The organism is Stenotrophomonas sp. SI-NJAU-1, from assembly GCF_020883215.1.
GTDB classification, from domain to species: domain Bacteria; phylum Pseudomonadota; class Gammaproteobacteria; order Xanthomonadales; family Xanthomonadaceae; genus Stenotrophomonas; species Stenotrophomonas indicatrix.
The window spans coordinates 145,871-162,209 of sequence record NZ_CP086598.1; the positions used below are offsets into that span (position 1 = coordinate 145,871).

Annotated in this window: 15 protein-coding genes; 11 read left to right on the top strand and 4 right to left on the bottom strand. The window is 67.5% G+C overall.

From position 1 onward, the window contains the following. Positions 1-44 precede the first annotated feature (44 nt). Positions 45-2,123, top strand: a complete 2,079-nt coding sequence (locus tag LMF57_RS00580; protein ID WP_208083185.1) for a tetratricopeptide repeat protein — start codon at positions 45-47, stop codon at positions 2,121-2,123. A 10-nt stretch (positions 2,124-2,133) separates the two neighbouring features. Further along, on the top strand, positions 2,134-2,745 hold the full coding sequence (locus LMF57_RS00585; protein WP_117309186.1) for a YbhB/YbcL family Raf kinase inhibitor-like protein: 612 nt from the start codon (positions 2,134-2,136) through the stop codon (positions 2,743-2,745). Between the two features lie 117 nt (positions 2,746-2,862). Here LMF57_RS00585 and LMF57_RS00590 read toward each other — a convergent pair whose 3' ends face one another. Then, positions 2,863-3,690, bottom strand: coding sequence for an META and DUF4377 domain-containing protein (locus LMF57_RS00590; RefSeq protein ID WP_208083184.1), 828 nt, complete (start codon positions 3,688-3,690; stop codon positions 2,863-2,865). Positions 3,691-3,763: 73 nt separating this feature from the next. Then, on the bottom strand, positions 3,764-4,558 hold the full coding sequence (locus LMF57_RS00595; protein ID WP_032978010.1) for an undecaprenyl-diphosphate phosphatase: 795 nt from the start codon (positions 4,556-4,558) through the stop codon (positions 3,764-3,766). A gap of 219 nt (positions 4,559-4,777) precedes the next feature. On the opposite strand from LMF57_RS00595, the gene glnA reads away from it, so the two are divergent. The 7 genes from glnA to LMF57_RS00630 all read left to right on the top strand — a co-directional run bounded on the left by glnA (position 4,778) and on the right by LMF57_RS00630 (position 13,017). Continuing rightward, entirely contained in the window at positions 4,778-6,187 is a 1,410-nt protein-coding gene (gene glnA, locus LMF57_RS00600) for a type I glutamate--ammonia ligase (RefSeq protein ID WP_010487206.1), read from the top strand. A gap of 346 nt (positions 6,188-6,533) precedes the next feature. Beyond that, positions 6,534-6,872 (top strand): P-II family nitrogen regulator, encoded by a 339-nt coding sequence (locus tag LMF57_RS00605; protein WP_004134334.1) that lies wholly within the window; start codon positions 6,534-6,536, stop codon positions 6,870-6,872. Positions 6,873-6,894: 22 nt separating this feature from the next. Further along, on the top strand, positions 6,895-8,325 hold the full coding sequence (gene amt / locus LMF57_RS00610; protein ID WP_117309187.1) for an ammonium transporter: 1,431 nt from the start codon (positions 6,895-6,897) through the stop codon (positions 8,323-8,325). A gap of 136 nt (positions 8,326-8,461) precedes the next feature. Beyond that, positions 8,462-9,208 (top strand): N-acetylmuramoyl-L-alanine amidase, encoded by a 747-nt coding sequence (locus tag LMF57_RS00615; RefSeq protein ID WP_208081706.1) that lies wholly within the window; start codon positions 8,462-8,464, stop codon positions 9,206-9,208. 116 nt (positions 9,209-9,324) lie between these two features. After that, positions 9,325-10,476 carry an MltA domain-containing protein gene (locus LMF57_RS00620; protein WP_229290513.1) on the top strand — a complete coding sequence of 384 codons (1,152 nt, stop codon included), beginning with the start codon at positions 9,325-9,327 and terminating at the stop codon, positions 10,474-10,476. A gap of 109 nt (positions 10,477-10,585) precedes the next feature. Beyond that, positions 10,586-10,888 (top strand): hypothetical protein, encoded by a 303-nt coding sequence (locus tag LMF57_RS00625; protein WP_117309190.1) that lies wholly within the window; start codon positions 10,586-10,588, stop codon positions 10,886-10,888. 83 nt (positions 10,889-10,971) lie between these two features. After that, entirely contained in the window at positions 10,972-13,017 is a 2,046-nt protein-coding gene (locus LMF57_RS00630) for a TonB-dependent receptor (protein ID WP_208081705.1), read from the top strand. 42 nt (positions 13,018-13,059) lie between these two features. Here the strand turns inward: LMF57_RS00630 and LMF57_RS00635 are convergent, their stop codons facing one another. Further along, a complete protein-coding gene (locus LMF57_RS00635) occupies positions 13,060-13,356 on the bottom strand; it encodes a HigA family addiction module antitoxin (protein WP_117309192.1) in 297 nt (98 codons plus the stop codon). Positions 13,357-13,369: 13 nt separating this feature from the next. Beyond that, positions 13,370-13,651 (bottom strand): type II toxin-antitoxin system RelE/ParE family toxin, encoded by a 282-nt coding sequence (locus tag LMF57_RS00640; RefSeq protein ID WP_208081704.1) that lies wholly within the window; start codon positions 13,649-13,651, stop codon positions 13,370-13,372. 140 nt (positions 13,652-13,791) lie between these two features. On the opposite strand from LMF57_RS00640, the gene LMF57_RS00645 reads away from it, so the two are divergent. Beyond that, entirely contained in the window at positions 13,792-14,853 is a 1,062-nt protein-coding gene (locus tag LMF57_RS00645) for an ATP-binding protein (protein WP_117309194.1), read from the top strand. After that, a complete protein-coding gene (ntrC, locus tag LMF57_RS00650; protein WP_117309195.1) occupies positions 14,846-16,294 on the top strand; it encodes a nitrogen regulation protein NR(I) in 1,449 nt (482 codons plus the stop codon). The genes LMF57_RS00645 and ntrC overlap by 8 nt, the downstream gene beginning before the upstream one ends. The last annotated feature ends 45 nt before the right edge of the window (positions 16,295-16,339 follow it).

The window sequence follows — 16,339 nt, forward strand, 5'->3', positions numbered from 1 at the left end:
GCGCGGCCCGCTACAATGCGGGTTTGACCTTGAACCGGATGGCCATGCAAGACCAGATCCTCCAAGCGTTGCGCCAGAACGATGCCGGCCAGGCCGTGCAGCTGGCCCAGGCGTGGACCCGTGACGAACCCGGCAAGGCCGAGGCCCACCGCTGGCTGGCGCTTGCGCTGCAGCAGCAGGGCCAGGCCGAGGCCGCGATGGAGGCGCTGCAGCAGGCGCTGCAACTGGCGCCCGATGATGCGCAGCTGCACCTGCAGCAGGCCGGCCTGCTGCTGGCGCTGCGCCAGTTCGACGGGGCCGATGAAGCCCTGCTGCGCACCACCGGGCTGGACCCCAACGCCTTCCCGGCCTACCTGATGCAGGCGCATCTGGCGGTGGGCCGCAACGATTTCGACGAGGCGCAGCGACTGTCGACCCTGGCCTCACGGCTGGAGCCGGACCATCCGGAACTGCTTACCATCGATGGCGTGGTCGCGCTGCGCCGCGGCGACGCCGACCGTGCGCTGGCCCTGCTGTCGGCAGCCAGCCAGGCGTTGCCGGACGATACCCGCGTGCTGTACGCGCTGGGCTTTGCCTATCTGGGCAAGGACATGCTGGCGTTCGCCGAGCAGGCATTCCGCCGCGTGCTGGCGTTGAACCCGAAGATGTCCTCGCTGCACGGCATGGTGGTGCAGCTGGCCTTGCGCCAGGGCAACGTGGATGCTGCTGCCCAGGCAATGCAGCAGGCGCTGCAGCAGCCGGAGCTGGACGTGCCGCCGATGCGCCGCCTGGCCGGCGAACTGGCCCTGCGCAGTGGCCAGCCGCTGCAGGCGCTGGAGCACCTGCTGCCGCTGCTGGAATCGCTGCAGGGTGATCGCCAGGTGCTGCAGCTGCTGCTGATGTCCTGGCAGCGCCTGGGCCGCGAAGACGAAGCCCGTGCGCGTCTGGATGGCGCACTGGAAAGCAACGACCAGCTGCATGACCTGTGGCTGGCACGGCTGGCCGTGGAAGACGTCGGCAGTGCCGGCGCCGTAGCCGTCGTGGAGCGCTGGATGGAAGCGATGCCCGGCCACCTGCCGGCGCTGGAAGCGCGCATGCGTCTGCACGACATGGCCGGCGAGCACGAGCAGGGCGAAGCGATCGCCGAGCGCATCACCATCCTGGAACCGGGCCGCGTCAGCGGTGAAACCCGTCGCGTCGAGGGTCTGCTGCGGCGTGATCCGGCCGCCGCCGTGGAACGCGTACAGGCTTTGATCGCAGAGGCACCGGAGGGACATCGCGCCGATCTGCGGACCTGGCTGGGCGAGATCCAGGATCGCGCCGGTCAACCGGAAGACGCGCTGCGGACGTGGATGGCGCTGCAGACCGACCGCGCCTCGCAGCGGTTGCCGCTGCCGCCGCAGGCCAAGGCACCGCCAAGCTGGCCGGAGATGGGCAGTATCGACCAAGCGACGCGCGACAGCGGCTCGGCCCCGATCTTCCTGTGGGGTGCCCCGGGATCGGGCGTGGAGCGGGTGGCCACCGGCCTGGCGGCTGCCAGCCCGGTACTGCGCAGTGATCGTTACACCGCCACGCCACCGGACGATGCCTTCCAGAACTACAACACGCTGCAGGACCTGGCGTCGGGCGTGCTGAGCCCGGAACGCCTGGTCGAGCGTTGGCGCGAGCACCTGCCGGCCCGCGGCCTGGAAAGTGACACCGTCATCGACTGGCTGCTGTGGTGGGACAACGCGCTGTTGTGGGCCTTGCGCCCGCAGCTGCCGCAGGGCCGCCTGCTGCTGGTGCTGCGCGACCCGCGCGACATGCTGCTGGACTGGATCGCCTATGGCGCCGCCGCACCGCTGGCGATGACCTCGATGGCCGAAGCCAGCCAGTGGCTGGTGCGTTCGCTGACCCAGATCGCCGCGCTGCACGAGGAAGACCTGTATCCGCACGTGCTGCTGCGCATCGACGACATCGGCAACGATGCGCATGCGATGGCCGACCTGCTGGGCCGCGTGTTCGGGCGTCCGATGCCGCCGGCCGCACAGCTGGGCGCACCGCGCCTGCCTGCCGGCCACTGGCGCAGGTATCGCGACGTTATGGGCGCCGCTTTCGCCCAGCTCACCCCGGTCGCGGTGCGGTTGGGTTACCCGGAAGAATGAGGAGCATCTGATGCAACTGAGCAGTCACAGCCTGGTCAACGGTGCGCCGATCGACCGAGAGTTCGCCGCCGGAGATGCTGCCGGCTTCGCCCCCGACCGCAACCCGCACCTGGCCTGGAGCGGCGTGCCCGATGGCACCCGTTCGTTCCTGCTGGTGTGCGTGGACCCGGACGTGCCAACGGTGCCGGAGACGGTCGGCCGCGATGACATGAGCGTGCCGCGCGATCAGCCGCGCGGCGATTTCGTGCACTGGGTGATGGCCGACATTCCGGCCTCGGTGCAGGAGATCGCCGCTGGCAGCTGCAGCGATGGCTTCGTGGTGAAGGGCAAGCCCGCGCCGGCCGGCCCGGCCGGCAGCCGCCAGGGATTGAACGATTTCACCGGCTGGTTCGCCGGCAATCCGGACATGGCCGGTGATTACCTCGGCTACGATGGTCCGTACCCTCCGTTCAACGACGAGCGCGTGCACCGCTACTTCTTCCGTGTGTTCGCGCTGGACGTGACCTCGCTGCAGCTGCCCGAGCGCTTCACCGCCGCCGATGCGTACCGGGCCATGCACGGCCACGTACTGGCCGAAGCGGCGCTGCACGGCACCTACACGTTGAACCCGGCGTTGGCCTGATAACAGCCTTCGGGTAGTGCCGGCCGCTGGCCGGCATCCGCTGTGCGTGGCAGCCGGCCCGCAGCCGGCCCTGCCCACAACGAAGAAGGGCGACCTCGCGGCCGCCCTTCTGTCTTCTTACTTCTTCTCGATGGCCGACTCGACCACCATGTCCAGCACGTACGCCTGCGACGGCGCATCGGCCGGCGGGTTCTTCACTTCGTAGCGCTTCACACGCACCACGTTGCGCACGCCGTCTTCGTGGGTGTAACCCTCGATGTTGCCGTAGAAGTTCTCGAACTTGCCCGGCTCGCCCTGCTTCAGGCCCTTGTCGTCGAACTTCACTTCGCGCACCTGCAGGCACTGGTAATCCGGGATCAGCGGGTGCGAGCACTTCTCGGTCTTCGCAGCCACTTCCAGGAACACGGTCTCACCGGCGCCGCCGTAGCGGGTTTCAGCGGTCGGTTCCGGGTTGAACACCAGCACGTCGCCCTTGGCGGTGGTCAGGGTCAGCACGCCGTTGGCGTCCTGTTCGGCCTTCAGCTCGCCCTGCAGACGGGTGGAGACAGCTTCGTCCAGCGTCATCAGCGCCTTGTCGGTGCAGGCCATCATGGTCGAGGCCATCGCGCTCACGCTCAGCTTGCCATCGGCCAGGGTGTAACCGCCGCCCATGCGGTTGCAGGTGTTGCTGACCGACAGGCGGCCATCAACGAAGTCCAGGGTGACCGGCTTGTCTTCGCGGGCGAACAGCGCATCGATGCGCTTGCCATCGGCCGCGGTGGCCTGCTGCAGCAGCCAGTGCTGGCTCTGCAGGCGCTGCGCATCCAGGTGTGCCAGCGCCTTCTGGTCGCCGGCCTTGGCCGCAGCCGGAGCCAGATCGTCACCGCCGGTACCGGCCGGGGCAGGGGTCTGGCTGCAGGCGGCCAGCAGGGCCAGCGGGAGGAGCAGGGTGAGCTTGCGGTTCATGGTGATTCTCCTTGAGGAACCGAGGGGGAAACGGACCGGGGCCGGCAAGGGGGTTGCCGTGCCCCGGCGCTGTTCAGCTGCCGGACGGCAACCACAGCAGCAATGCAGCGCCCAGGGCGATGCGGTAAATCGCGAACGCCGTGAAGCGATGCGACTTGATGTAGCCCATCAACCACTTCACTACGACGAAGCCGGTGATGGCTGCGGCAAGGAAGGCCACGCCAACGTCGGTCCAGTTCTCGCTGCCCAGGTTTCCTTCCTTGGCCAGTTCCAGGAAGGTGTAGGCGCTGGCGGCGAACATGGTGGGAATGCCGACCAGGAACACGAACTCGGCAGCGGCCGCGCGGCGGCTCAGGCCCAGCAGCATGGCAAGGAAGATTGCCGAGGCCGAGCGCGAGGTACCGGGGAACACACCGGCCACCACCTGCGCCAGGCCAACACCGATGGCCACCGTCCAGGTCACCTGGTCGCGATCGGGCAGGCGCGCGGTATAGGCCTCCACCAGCAGCATCCAGATGCCGCCGATGATCAGCGCCCAGGCCACCGGGCTGACGGTTTCCGGCAGCGACCAGCCGGCCTTGCGTACCACCAGGCCGACCACGGCGGTCACCAGGAACGCCGCGCCGAGCTTGAACACGTACTCGCGGTTCTCGCGCTGGCCGAAGCCGGTGGCCAGCTGCAGCAGGCGCTGGCGGAACACCAGCACCACGGCGAGGATCGCACCGGCCTGGATGATGATGTTGAAGAAGTCCGATCGCGCGCCCAGCCAGTGCTGGGCGATCAGCAGGTGGCCGGTGCTGGAGATCGGCAGGAATTCGGTCAAGCCTTCGAGGATGCCCAGCAGCAGGGCGGAGAGCAGGTCGGACATGGACGGTGTGGGCGCGGGCGGCGGAAGAAGCCAGAAAGAATAGACGATCCATGCCGCACCAAACGGGTGCGTGCGGTAATCCACGCACCCGTTTGGTGCATGTGCTGCTGCACCGCGCTGGGGCAGGTGCTTTGAAATCAACAACTTGTGAAGGCCAAAAAGTTGGCACGGTCGTTGCTGTACCTCAGCAGGCATTCATTCCCATCCGAGGTCGTACCGATGTCCGTGGAAAACGTTGAGAAGCTGATCAAGGACAACCAGATCGAGTTCGTCGATCTGCGTTTCGTCGACATGCGTGGCGTCGAGCAGCACGTCACCTTCCCGGTCAGCATCATCGAGCCGTCGCTGTTCGAAGAAGGCAAGATGTTCGATGGCAGCTCGATCGCCGGCTGGAAGGGCATCAACGAATCGGACATGGTGCTGCTGCCCGATACCGCCAGCGCCTACGTCGACCCGTTCTATGCCGATCCGACCATCGTGATCAGCTGCGACATCCTCGACCCGGCCACCATGCAGCCGTACGGCCGCTGCCCGCGCGGCATCGCCAAGCGCGCCGAGGCCTACCTGAAGTCCTCGGGCATCGCCGAAACCGCGTTCTTCGGCCCGGAGCCGGAATTCTTCATCTTCGATTCGGTCCGTTTCGCCAATGAAATGGGCAACACCTTCTTCAAGGTCGACTCGGAAGAAGCCGCCTGGAACAGCGGCGCCAAGTACGACGGCGCCAACAGCGGCTACCGTCCGGGCGTGAAGGGCGGTTACTTCCCCGTTCCGCCGACCGACACCCTGCACGACCTGCGTGCGGAGATGTGCAAGACCCTGGAACAGGTCGGCATCGAAGTGGAAGTGCAGCACCACGAAGTGGCCACCGCCGGCCAGTGCGAGATCGGCACCAAGTTCAGCACCCTGGTGCAGAAGGCCGACGAACTGCTGCGGATGAAGTACGTCATCAAGAACGTCGCCCACCGCAACGGCAAGACCGTCACCTTCATGCCCAAGCCGATCGTCGGCGACAACGGCAGCGGCATGCACGTGCACCAGTCGCTGTCCAAGGGCGGTACCAACCTGTTCTCCGGCGACGGCTACGGCGGCCTGAGCCAGCTGGCGCTGTGGTACATCGGCGGCATCTTCAAGCACGCCAAGGCGATCAACGCCTTCGCCAACTCGGGCACCAACAGCTACAAGCGCCTGGTGCCGGGCTTCGAAGCCCCGGTGATGCTGGCCTACTCGGCGCGCAACCGTTCGGCCTCGTGCCGCATTCCGTGGGTGTCCAACCCGAAGGCGCGCCGCATTGAAATGCGCTTCCCCGATCCGATCCAGTCGGGCTACCTGACCTTCACCGCGCTGATGATGGCCGGCCTGGACGGCATCAAGAACCAGATCGACCCGGGCGCACCGAGCGACAAGGATCTGTACGACCTGCCGCCGGAAGAAGAGAAGCTGATCCCGCAGGTCTGCTCCTCGCTGGACCAGGCGCTGGAAGCACTGGACAAGGACCGCGAGTTCCTCAAGGCCGGTGGCGTGATGAGCGATGACTTCATCGACGGCTACATCGCGCTGAAGATGCAGGAAGTGACCAAGTTCCGCGCGGCGACCCACCCGCTGGAATACCAGCTGTACTACGCCAGTTGACCGGTAGGCGATGGCGGTGGGTACCCCCTCCCACCCGCCGCCATCGCCTCCGTCTTTGCGGCTGGGGAGCCGCAGGGCGGGCTCCGGCCCGCCGTGGTAGAGCGGACCATTGGTCCGCTGCATTGGAAACGCGGGCCCTTGGCCCGCAGATCCAGGGGCAAGAGAGACCGGACACGCGACATGGGCCGCCCTCCCTCCCGCGTCGGCCGTGCAAGGAGAGAGGCACGGCTGTCCCGGCCCGTTTCGTGTCCGGTGCAACAGCCACGGCCATCACCACGATGGCCCGTGGTTGCCTGATGCCATCGCGCGTTCGCGCGCTGGCCCCATCCACCCTCGGGACATGCGCATGAAACTGATCTCCGCCATCATCCGACCGTTCAAGCTCGACGAGGTCCGCGAGGCCCTGTCCGATGCCGGCGTGTCGGGCATCACCGTGACCGAAGTGAAAGGCTTCGGCCGCCAGAAGGGCCACACCGAGCTGTATCGCGGTGCCGAGTACGTTGTCGACTTCCTGCCCAAGATCAAGATCGAAACCGTGGTCACCGACGAACGTGCCGACGCAGTGATCGAAGCGATCCAGTCGTCTGCAGGCACCGGCAAGATCGGCGACGGCAAGATCTTCGTGACCGCTGTCGAGCAGGTCATCCGCATCCGCACCGGCGAAATCGGCGCCGACGCGCTGTAAGCCCCCTTCCGGAGACTCCCCCATGAAGATGCGCCTTCTCACCGGGTGGCAAGCCCGGTTCCATCTGGTGTGCCTGCTGATGCTGTTCAGTGCGCTGGCCGCCGGTGCCTGGCCCGGCAATGCACATGCCCAGGCCCAGGTCACGCCGCTGCAGAGCGAGGCCGTGGCGGTCGAGCCCTTGCAGGACCCGACCGCCGCTGCGCCTGCGGCTGCCGAAGCGGTGGCCGCGCCCGCCTATGACCATGGCGACGTCGCCTGGATGCTCACCTCCACCCTGCTGGTGCTGCTGATGGTGGTACCGGGCCTGGCCCTGTTCTACGGCGGCCTGGTGCGTTCGAAGAACGTTCTGTCGGTGCTCAGCCAGATCCTGGTGGTGTTCTCGCTGGTGCTGCTGTTGTGGGTGGCCTATGGCTACAGCGCAGTGTTCAGCGCCGGCAATCCGTTCTTCGGCTCGTTCACCGAATTCGCCTTCCTCAAGGGTTTCACCCCGGAGTCGGTGGGCAACACGCCGATCAAGGGCCTGCCGGACTACCTGTTCGTCGCCTTCCAGTCGACCTTCGCCGGCATCACCACCGCGCTGATCGTCGGTGCCTTCGCCGAGCGCATCAAGTTCCGTGCGGTGCTGCTGTTCTCGGCGCTGTGGTTCACGCTCAGCTACATCCCGATGGCGCACATCGTCTGGGGCGGCGGCTACCTGGGCGAACTGGGCGCGATCGATTTCGCTGGTGGCACCGTGGTGCACATCAACGCCGGCGTGGCCGGTCTGGTGGCTGCATGGTTCGTCGGCAAGCGCCTGGGCTACGGGCAGACCGCGTTGAAGCCGCACAACGTGCCGTTCACCTATATCGGCGCGATGCTGCTGTGGGTCGGCTGGTTCGGCTTCAATGCGGGTTCCGCCGCTGCCGCCGACACCGTCGCCTCGCTGGCCTTCCTCAACACCGTGCTGGCCACCGCTGCAGCGGTGCTGGGCTGGACGCTGGTGGAAGCGATCAGCAAGGGCAAGCCATCCGCACTGGGCGCGGCCTCGGGCGCGGTGGCAGGCCTGGTCGGCATCACCCCGGCGTGCGGTACCGTCGGCCCGCTCGGCGCGATCGTCATCGGCCTGGTGGCCGGCGTGGTCTGCGTGTGGGGCGTGACCGGCCTCAAGCGTCTGCTGAAGGTGGACGACACCGCCGACGTGTTCGGTGTGCATGGCGTGGGTGGCATCGTCGGCGCGATCCTCACCGGTGTGTTCAGCGCGCAGTCGCTGGGCGGCACCAAGGCCGATCTGGATATCGGCCACCAGGTATGGGTGCAGGTGGTCAGCGTCGGCCTCACCGTGCTGTGGTCGGCCGTGGTGACCGCAGCCATCCTGCTGCTGGTCAAGGTGGTGGTCGGCCTGCGGGTGACCGAGGAGGCCGAGCGTACCGGCCTGGATGTCACCTCGCATGGTGAATCGGCCTACGAGGCCTGATGCATGACAGGCGGCCCCCAGGGGCCGCCTGTCATCAACATGGTGCGTGCCGACCGTTGGTCGGCACGGTCGGTGGCCCAGCCACGCATGGCGTGGCTCTACTGCATCGTCCGGGCTTATCACGCACAATCGGGCCATGCACCCGATCCGCGCTTCCCTGATGCTCTCGGCCTGCCTGCTGCTGGCCGCCTGTGCCTCCACGCCGCAGGAAACCCGCAACCCGCTTGCCACCTGGGTGCCATCGCCGAACCAGAACGCGCGCACGCCGGTCATCATCGTCATCCACCACACCGAGCAGAAGTCGGTGCAGCAGAGCCTGCACACGCTGCGTACCGCCAACAGCGGTGGGCGGGTCAGTGCGCACTATCTGATCGGCGCCGATGGTCACCGCTACCAGCTGGTAGCCGATGAGCGCCGCGCGTGGCATGCCGGCTCCGGCCGCTGGGGCACCATCACCGACCTGAACTCCGCGTCCATCGGCATCGAGCTGGACAATGATGGGCATACGCCTTTCAGCCCCGCGCAGATCGAATCGCTGATCGTGCTGCTGCGCGATCTCACCGAACGGTTGAACATCCCGCCACGGCAGGTGATCGGCCACGCCGACCTGGCGCCGACGCGCAAGGAAGATCCCAGCCGCTTCTTCCCGTGGCAGCAACTGGCTGAAGCAGGCTTCGGCGTGTGGCCGCGCGCTGCCGATGGGGCTGCGCCGGAAGGCTTCGATGCATGGGCCGCGCTGGCGCGCTTTGGCTATCCGTTGGACAACCGCGAGGCCGCCGTCGCCGCGTTCCACCGCCGTTTCCGTGGCAGCGACACCCTGCCGAAAGCCCTCGACGCCGAAGACGCGCGCATCCTGCATTCGCTGTTGCTGCAGACCCCGTAGCCGGTAGCGCCGGGCCATGCCCGGCGAGCGCACCGCGCGGGATCCGCTTCTCGCCGGGCATGGCCCGGCGCTACCCAAGGTTGCCGCGCCACCATCGGCCCCACTACATTGCGACGATGATCACTGTTACGTCGCCGCGCGCGCTCCTCACCTTCCTGGCCGTTGCCCTGCTTGCCGGCTGCGCCACCACCGGCACCCGTCCGCAAGCGCCTGCCGCAGCAACGCCTGCCGCCACCTACGCCAAGGTCGACTGGAACACGTTGCCGGCCGTATCCGATACCGACCTGCAGGCCGGCTTCGCCGCCTGGCGCAGCAGCTGCACCCGCCTGAAGAACGATGCGACCTGGGCCAAGCCCTGCGCGACCGCCAGCACCGTGTCCGACAAGGACGCTGCTGCGATCCGCGCATTCCTGCAGCGCGATCTCGATGTCTATTCCCTGCGCGCCGGCGGCCATCGCGCCGACGGCCTGATCACCGGCTACTACGAACCCATCTATCCGGGCAGCCTCACCCGTACCGACACCGCCACCGTGCCGGTGTACGGCACACCCGATGATCTGGTGGTGGTGCAGCTGGACAGTGTCTATCCCGAACTGAAGGGCAAGCGCCTGCGCGGTCGCGTGGAGGGCAAGGTGCTCAAGCCCTACGACGATGCCGGCAGCATTGCCAGCAAGGGCGCCAAGGCACCGGTGCTGGCCTGGCTGACCGATCCGATGGACCTGCAGCTGCTGCAGATCCAGGGCTCGGGCCGTGTGCGCCTGGCCGATGGCAAGCAGGTGCGGTTGGCCTATGCCGAACAGAACGGCCATCCCTATCGCGCGATCGGCCGCTGGCTGGTGGAGCAGGGCGAGCTGAAGAAGGAAGACGTCACCATGGACGCGATCCGCGCGTGGGCGAAGGCACATCCGACGCGGGTACCGGAACTGCTGCGCAGCAATCCCAGCTACGTGTTCTTCGTGCGCAGCCCAGACAGCCCGGAAGGTCCGCGCGGTTCGTTGAATGTGCCGCTGACCGCCGGCTACAGCGTGGCGGTGGATCGCACCGTGGTGCCGCTGGGCAGCCTGCTGTGGCTGTCCACCACGCGCCCGGACGGCACGCCGGTGGTACGCCCGGTGGCCGCGCAGGACACCGGTGGCGCCATTGCCGGCGAGGTACGTGCCGATCTGTACTGGGGCAGCGGCGATGCCGCCGGCAAGCTGGCCGGCGACATGAAGCAGCAGGGCAACCTGTGGCTGCTGTGGCCAAAGGGTGGGGCGTTGCCGCAGTAGGTCAGCAGGGGTCAGATCCCCCTCCGCAGGAAAGGGATCTGACCCCCATATGCCTGATAATGGCGCCCTTCCGATCCCTCCGGCCGCACCTGCGGCCAGGACCCATGCAATGAAATACGCAAAGAACAACGCAAGATCCAACACCAAGAAGTACTACAAGCACTGGGCCGAATCGGGCCTGGGCAAGGGCAACGTGCTGATGGAAGCCCGTGGCGAGAAGATCGTGCGCCAGGTGGAGATCTACGGGGCCAAGGTCGTGTGGGCCGATGAAACCGGGCAGAGCGATGACCGCTTCGTGCTGGCCGACCAGCCGGTGTCGTTCATGGATTTCGACGAAGACGACGAGATCAGCGCGCGCGAGTTTGAAATTGCCTGGAAGAAGGCCCGGGAAGCCACCGGCTACCCCGTTTAAGAGCAAGGAGCCCGCAATCACTGGATGGCTGGCGGTATCGAAATGTTATAAAGTTGCATTTCCCGCATCCCGCCTGCCCCCTGATGAAGACTCCCACGCTGGTGGCCGCGCTCGCGGCCGCCCCGTTCGCCCCTGAAGCATTCGCCCAGTCCGCCGACGCCGCGCTCACCCTGGGCAAGGTCGATGTGCACCAGCACAGCGAGGGGCAGCTGAGCGCACACCAGGTGCTGACCTCGGTGGATGTGCTGGGCGCGGACCAGATCGAAAACCGCAACGTGTCGCACAGCTGGGAACTGCTCGGGCAGATGCCCGGCATCCAGCTGACCGAAACCCGGCAGGGCGCCGAGTCGGGCAAGGTCAGCTTCCGCGCCTTCAACGGCGAGGGCTACCTCAATGCCATCAAGACGCTGATAGATGGCATCCCCAGCAACGTCAACAGCGGCAACCAGCGCTTCATCGACATGCTGTTCCCGCTGGAAATCAGCTACATCGAAGTAGTGCGCGGTACCAACGATCCGCGCTACGGCCTGCACAACATCGGCGGCAACGTGAACTTCGGCACGCGCCAGGGCGGCACCTACACCGACGCGCGGCTGGCCTATGGCAGCTACAACACCCGTGATGCGCAGCTGGCGGTGGGGCGGGAAGCGGATGGCTTCGCGCAGAACTACTTCGTCGGCGCCCAGGCCAGTGATGGCTACCGCGACCACGACAGCTCGAAGAAGTACTCGCTGGGTGGCAAATGGTTCTACGGCTCGCTGGACGACGGCCTGCGCGTGGGCCTCACCGCACGCGCCTACCACCACGAGGCCGACGAACCCGGTTTCATGACCGCGGAAGAGCTGCATGCGGGCCGCCGCCGCAGCGACCTGCGCAACGCCAATGACGGCGATGACCGGGACATGCGCCAGTTCGCCGCGCACCTGGACATGAAGCTGTCCGACGCGGTGACCTTCGGCACACGGCTGTACTACAACCGCTATGAAGACGACCGCCGGGTGACCTTCAGCGATCTGCCCAGCGGCAACCTGCCGCGCCAGCGTCGTGTGTGGGACGAGCGCCAGACGGGCCTGCTCGGCACGCTCACCTGGCAGGCCAACCCCGCGCTTACCGTCGAAGGCGGCCTGAACTACGAGCAGCAGGACAACGGCTACATCCGCGAGCGCTACGCCTACGCCGAACCCACTGATTACAGCCAGGCGCCGGCACGCGTGCAGAACGACGACCGCCACAGCTTCGACAACTGGGGCGCTTACGTGCAGGCCATCTACCAGCCGGCCGACGCATGGAAGATCGTGCCGGCCTACCGTGTGGACCGTTTCAGCGGCCGCACCCGGCTGATGAGCGGCGCCACCGGCCGCCTGCAGGACTACGGCAGCATCGGCCAGCCCAAGCTGAGTGTCATCCACAGCCTGGGTGAGCACACCCACGTCTACGCCAACTGGGGCCGTACCTTCCAGGTGCTGACCGGTTCCACCGCGCCGGCCTACCTCACCCCGGGGCAGGCACCGATGCAGCCCTCCACCAACACCGGCATGGAGCTGGGCCTGAAATTCCAGCCCTTCGCCGGCAGCCAGGCCCGGCTGGCGGTATGGCAGCAGGACGCGGAAAACGAAGTGTCCAACATGCCGGCCACCGGCACCACGGTCACGCTGGGCAAGACCCGCCGCCGCGGCGTGGATGCGCAGATCAGCGCGCAGCTGGGTGACGCGTGGACGCTGTGGGCCTCGCATGCCTACCAGGAGGCGAAGATCACCCGCGACGACCGCGCCGCCGGCGTGACCCTGCAGGGACGCGAAGTGGCCGCCACCCCGCGCCACATCAGCAACCTGGGCCTGGACTACCAGGCCAGCGATGCCCTGCAGCTGGGCCTGCAGGCACGCGCGCAGGGCGATTACTACCTGGAAGAGCGCAACGCCACTGGCAAGTTCGGCGGCTTCGCCGTGCTCGACCTCAGCGCGAAGTATCAGATCACCCCGGCCTGGAGCGTGGACCTGCAGTTGAAGAACGTGACCGGCCGCGAGTATGCCTACGCGTGGTACGACAGCTTCTTCTGGGACAGCGCCCGCCCGATGTTCTCGCCCGCCCCGGGCCGCGCGGTCTTCGTTGGCCTCAACATGAAGCTGTAACCGCAAAGCCGGTGTGGTCGAGCTTGCTCGACCTGCGTGGACTCACGCCACCGCGTTGTACGGTTCGATGCGGGCCAGCACATCGGCCAGTCTCTCCTTGGTCATCGCCGCATCGAAATCGGCCTGCAGTCCGATCCAGAACTTGTCGGACACGCCGAAGTAGCGGGACAGGCGCAGCCCGGTGTCCGCCGTCACGGCGCGATGGCCAGTGACGATCTCGCCGATCCGACGCTGCGACACGCCGATCGCCTTGGCCAAGCGGTACTGGGTGATGCCCAGCGGCTCCAGGAATTCGTGCAGCAGAATCTCGCCGGGAGTGGGGTAGGGAACGGTTCGCATGAGTGCGGCTCCTTCAGTGGTAATCGACGATTTCAACTTCGGCGGGCCCCTCCCTGGTCCACACAAAGCACATCCGGAACTGATCGTTGATGCGGATGCTGTACTGGCCGCGCCGATTACCAAGCAGCGATTCCAGCCTGTTGGCCGGTGGTATCCGCAGGTCACGCAGATCGACTGCCACGTTGAGCATGGCCAGTTTGCGCAGCGCGGTGGCTTCAATGTGATGCCATCTCAGCACGCGCTGGCCCTCGAACAGCGCCTGCGTACGCCTGCAGGCAAAAGACTGGATCGGCATGGTAATAACGAGAGTCGATAGTATCGTATGGCGTTAGTATCTGGGGTGCAACCCCCCTTGGTGAAGTCCCGGGTGCGACGGCTGGCGACGCATTCGCTGTGATCCGATGCCGGACACTGTTTTTGCACTACATTGGTGCAATGTCCGACCCCGCACCCCCGCCGTCCCTCGATGCCCTCGGCACACCGCTGGCCTGGGCCGGGCCCGATGGCCGCATCGCCGGCTGCAACCCGGCCTTCGCGCGCTGGCTGGGCGTCAGCGGCCGGCGCCTGCTCGGCCAGCCGTTGGCCGCGCTGGAAGTGCAGGGTGAGGCGCTGGCCCATTTCCTGGCCCGCGACGAGCGCGACAGCCTGCGCCTGAACCGGCTGGCGTTGGCGCTGCCGGGCGAAGCCGCGCGTTTTGCCGAAGGCTGGATGAGCCGCCGTGACGATGGCGGCTGGTTGCTGGAGGCGCATCCGGTCGATGAGTTCCCCGGGCTCGACCCGACCCAGGCCCTGCCCAGCGCGCTCAGCGCAGCGCTGAAGGGCCTGGCGCACGAACTGCGCAATCCGCTGGCCGGGTTGAAGGGCGCCGCACAGCTGCTGGCCCGCCGCGCGGCGCAGCGCGATGCCAGCGAACGCGAACTGATCGATCTGATCGGCTCGGAGATCGAGCGGCTCAATGGCCTGCTGGAGCAGCTGCTGTCACCGGCACCTGCTGCGCCGCATGCGGCGCTGAACATCCACGCCGCGTTGGAGCGGGTGCTGCGCCTGGCCGAGAACGAGGCCGGCTGGGCGGTGCGCCTGCAGCGCGACTACGACCCCAGCATCCCCGAATTCGATGGCGACGCCGACCGCCTCACCCAGGCGGTATGGAACCTGGTGCGCAATGCCATCCAGGCCGGTGCCGGCAACATCACCCTGCGCACCCGCGTTGAACACGGTGTGCGCATCGCCGAGCAGCTGCACACCCTGGCCTTGCGGTTGGAGATTGCCGACGACGGCCGTGGCGTACCCGAAGAACTGGCCGAACACCTGTTCCTGCCCCTGGTCAGTGGTCGTGCCGAAGGCACCGGCCTGGGCCTGGCGTTGGCCCAGCAGGTCGCGCGCGAGCATCGCGGCACGCTGACCTACCGGTCGCGCCCGGGCCATACCGTATTCACCCTGCTGCTGCCGATCGGCAACGGCACCGCCGCCACCGAGGAGGCCCCGCGCGATGTCTGAGTCTTCCGCGTCCCCGCCGTGCATCTGGGTGGTCGACGATGACCGCGCCGTGCGCTTCGTGCTGTGCACCGCGCTGCGCGAGGCCGGCTACCAGGTGGTCGACTTCGACAGCGCCGCCCCCGCACTGCAGGCGCTGGCCGATAGCCCGCCGCCTGCGCTGCTGTTCACCGACGTGCGCATGCCCGGCGACGATGGCCTGGTGCTGCTGGACAAGCTGAAGGCCGCGCTGCCGCAGCTGCCGGTGGTGGTGATGTCGGCCTACACCGACGTCGCCAGTACCGCCGGTGCGTTCCGCGGCGGTGCGCACGAGTTCCTGTCCAAGCCGTTCGATCTGGACGACGCAGTGGCACTGGCCCAGCGCGTGCTGCCTGCGGTGGCGCCGGCCATGGCCGCGCCCACGCCTGCTGCAGAAGCCGCCAGCGATCAGCCGCCGCAACTGGTGGGCGATACGCCACCGATGCGCGCGCTGTTCCGCGCCATCGGCCGCCTCGCGCAGGCGCCATTGGCGGTGCTGATCATCGGCGAAACCGGTACCGGCAAGGAGCTGGTGGCCAACGCGCTGCACCGCGAATCACCGCGTGCGCAGCATCCGTTCGTCGCGCTGAACACCGCCGCCATTCCCGCCGAGCTGCTGGAAAGCGAGCTGTTCGGCCACGAGGCCGGTGCGTTCACCGGCGCGCAGCGGCGCCACATCGGCCGCTTCGAGCAGGCCAACGGCGGCACCCTGTTCCTCGACGAAATCGGCGACATGCCGTTGCCGTTGCAGACGCGCCTGCTGCGCGTGCTCGCCCAGGGCGAATTCTTCCGCGTGGGCGGACGCGAACTGATCCGTGTCGATGTGCGCGTGGTCGCCGCCACCCACCAGGATCTGGAAGGACTGGTCGCGCAGGGAAAATTCCGGGCCGACCTGCTGCACCGCCTGGACGTGGTGCGCCTGCAGCTGCCGCCTCTGCGCGAGCGCCGCGAGGACATCGCGCAACTGGCCACCACGTTCCTGGCCGCTGCCGCGCGCAGGCTCGATACTCCGCCCAAGCGGCTGACCGCCGCCGCCCTGCAGGCGCTGCGCGAGCACGACTGGCCGGGCAACGTCCGCGAACTGGAAAACGTGTGCTGGCGCATGGCCGCACTGGCCGCCGCAGATACCATTGGCGTGGCCGATGTCGATACCGCGCTCAACCGCGCCCGCAGCCGGCGCAGCAGCACGGCTGCCGGTGACCCGGGCCAATGGGAAGCGCTGCTGTCCGAATGGGCGCGCCGGCAGCTGGCCGAAGGCACCGAGGGCCTGCACGCGCAGGTGCGCGAACGGGTCGACCACGCCCTGTTGGAGGCCGCCCTGCAGATCACCCACGGTCGTCGCGCCGAAGCCGCCGCGCGCCTGGGCCTCGGCCGCAATACGCTTACCCGCAAGCTGGGCGCCGGTCGCCGCCGCGGCGGCCATTGAACGGTGCCTGCACGCGATCCTCGCACCCGCTTGCCGAACTGTTGA

Bases quoted from the DNA above. Each gene is read 5' to 3' on its own strand.
- LMF57_RS00630 (WP_208081705.1), top strand. From the start codon at position 10,972: ATGAAGACTCCCACGCTGGTGGCCGCGCTCGCGGCCGCCCCGTTCGCC.
- LMF57_RS00585 (WP_117309186.1), top strand. From the start codon at position 2,134: ATGCAACTGAGCAGTCACAGCCTGGTCAACGGTGCGCCGATCGACCGA.
- LMF57_RS00595 (WP_032978010.1), bottom strand. From the start codon at position 4,558: ATGTCCGACCTGCTCTCCGCCCTGCTGCTGGGCATCCTCGAAGGCTTG.
- ntrC (WP_117309195.1), top strand. From the start codon at position 14,846: ATGTCTGAGTCTTCCGCGTCCCCGCCGTGCATCTGGGTGGTCGACGAT.
- amt (WP_117309187.1), top strand. From the start codon at position 6,895: ATGAAGATGCGCCTTCTCACCGGGTGGCAAGCCCGGTTCCATCTGGTG.
- LMF57_RS00580 (WP_208083185.1), top strand. From the start codon at position 45: ATGCAAGACCAGATCCTCCAAGCGTTGCGCCAGAACGATGCCGGCCAG.
- LMF57_RS00615 (WP_208081706.1), top strand. From the start codon at position 8,462: ATGCACCCGATCCGCGCTTCCCTGATGCTCTCGGCCTGCCTGCTGCTG.
- LMF57_RS00635 (WP_117309192.1), bottom strand. From the start codon at position 13,356: ATGCGAACCGTTCCCTACCCCACTCCCGGCGAGATTCTGCTGCACGAA.
- LMF57_RS00590 (WP_208083184.1), bottom strand. From the start codon at position 3,690: ATGAACCGCAAGCTCACCCTGCTCCTCCCGCTGGCCCTGCTGGCCGCC.
- LMF57_RS00640 (WP_208081704.1), bottom strand. From the start codon at position 13,651: ATGCCGATCCAGTCTTTTGCCTGCAGGCGTACGCAGGCGCTGTTCGAG.
- LMF57_RS00625 (WP_117309190.1), top strand. From the start codon at position 10,586: ATGAAATACGCAAAGAACAACGCAAGATCCAACACCAAGAAGTACTAC.
- LMF57_RS00605 (WP_004134334.1), top strand. From the start codon at position 6,534: ATGAAACTGATCTCCGCCATCATCCGACCGTTCAAGCTCGACGAGGTC.
- LMF57_RS00620 (WP_229290513.1), top strand. From the start codon at position 9,325: ATGATCACTGTTACGTCGCCGCGCGCGCTCCTCACCTTCCTGGCCGTT.
- LMF57_RS00645 (WP_117309194.1), top strand. From the start codon at position 13,792: ATGTCCGACCCCGCACCCCCGCCGTCCCTCGATGCCCTCGGCACACCG.
- glnA (WP_010487206.1), top strand. From the start codon at position 4,778: ATGTCCGTGGAAAACGTTGAGAAGCTGATCAAGGACAACCAGATCGAG.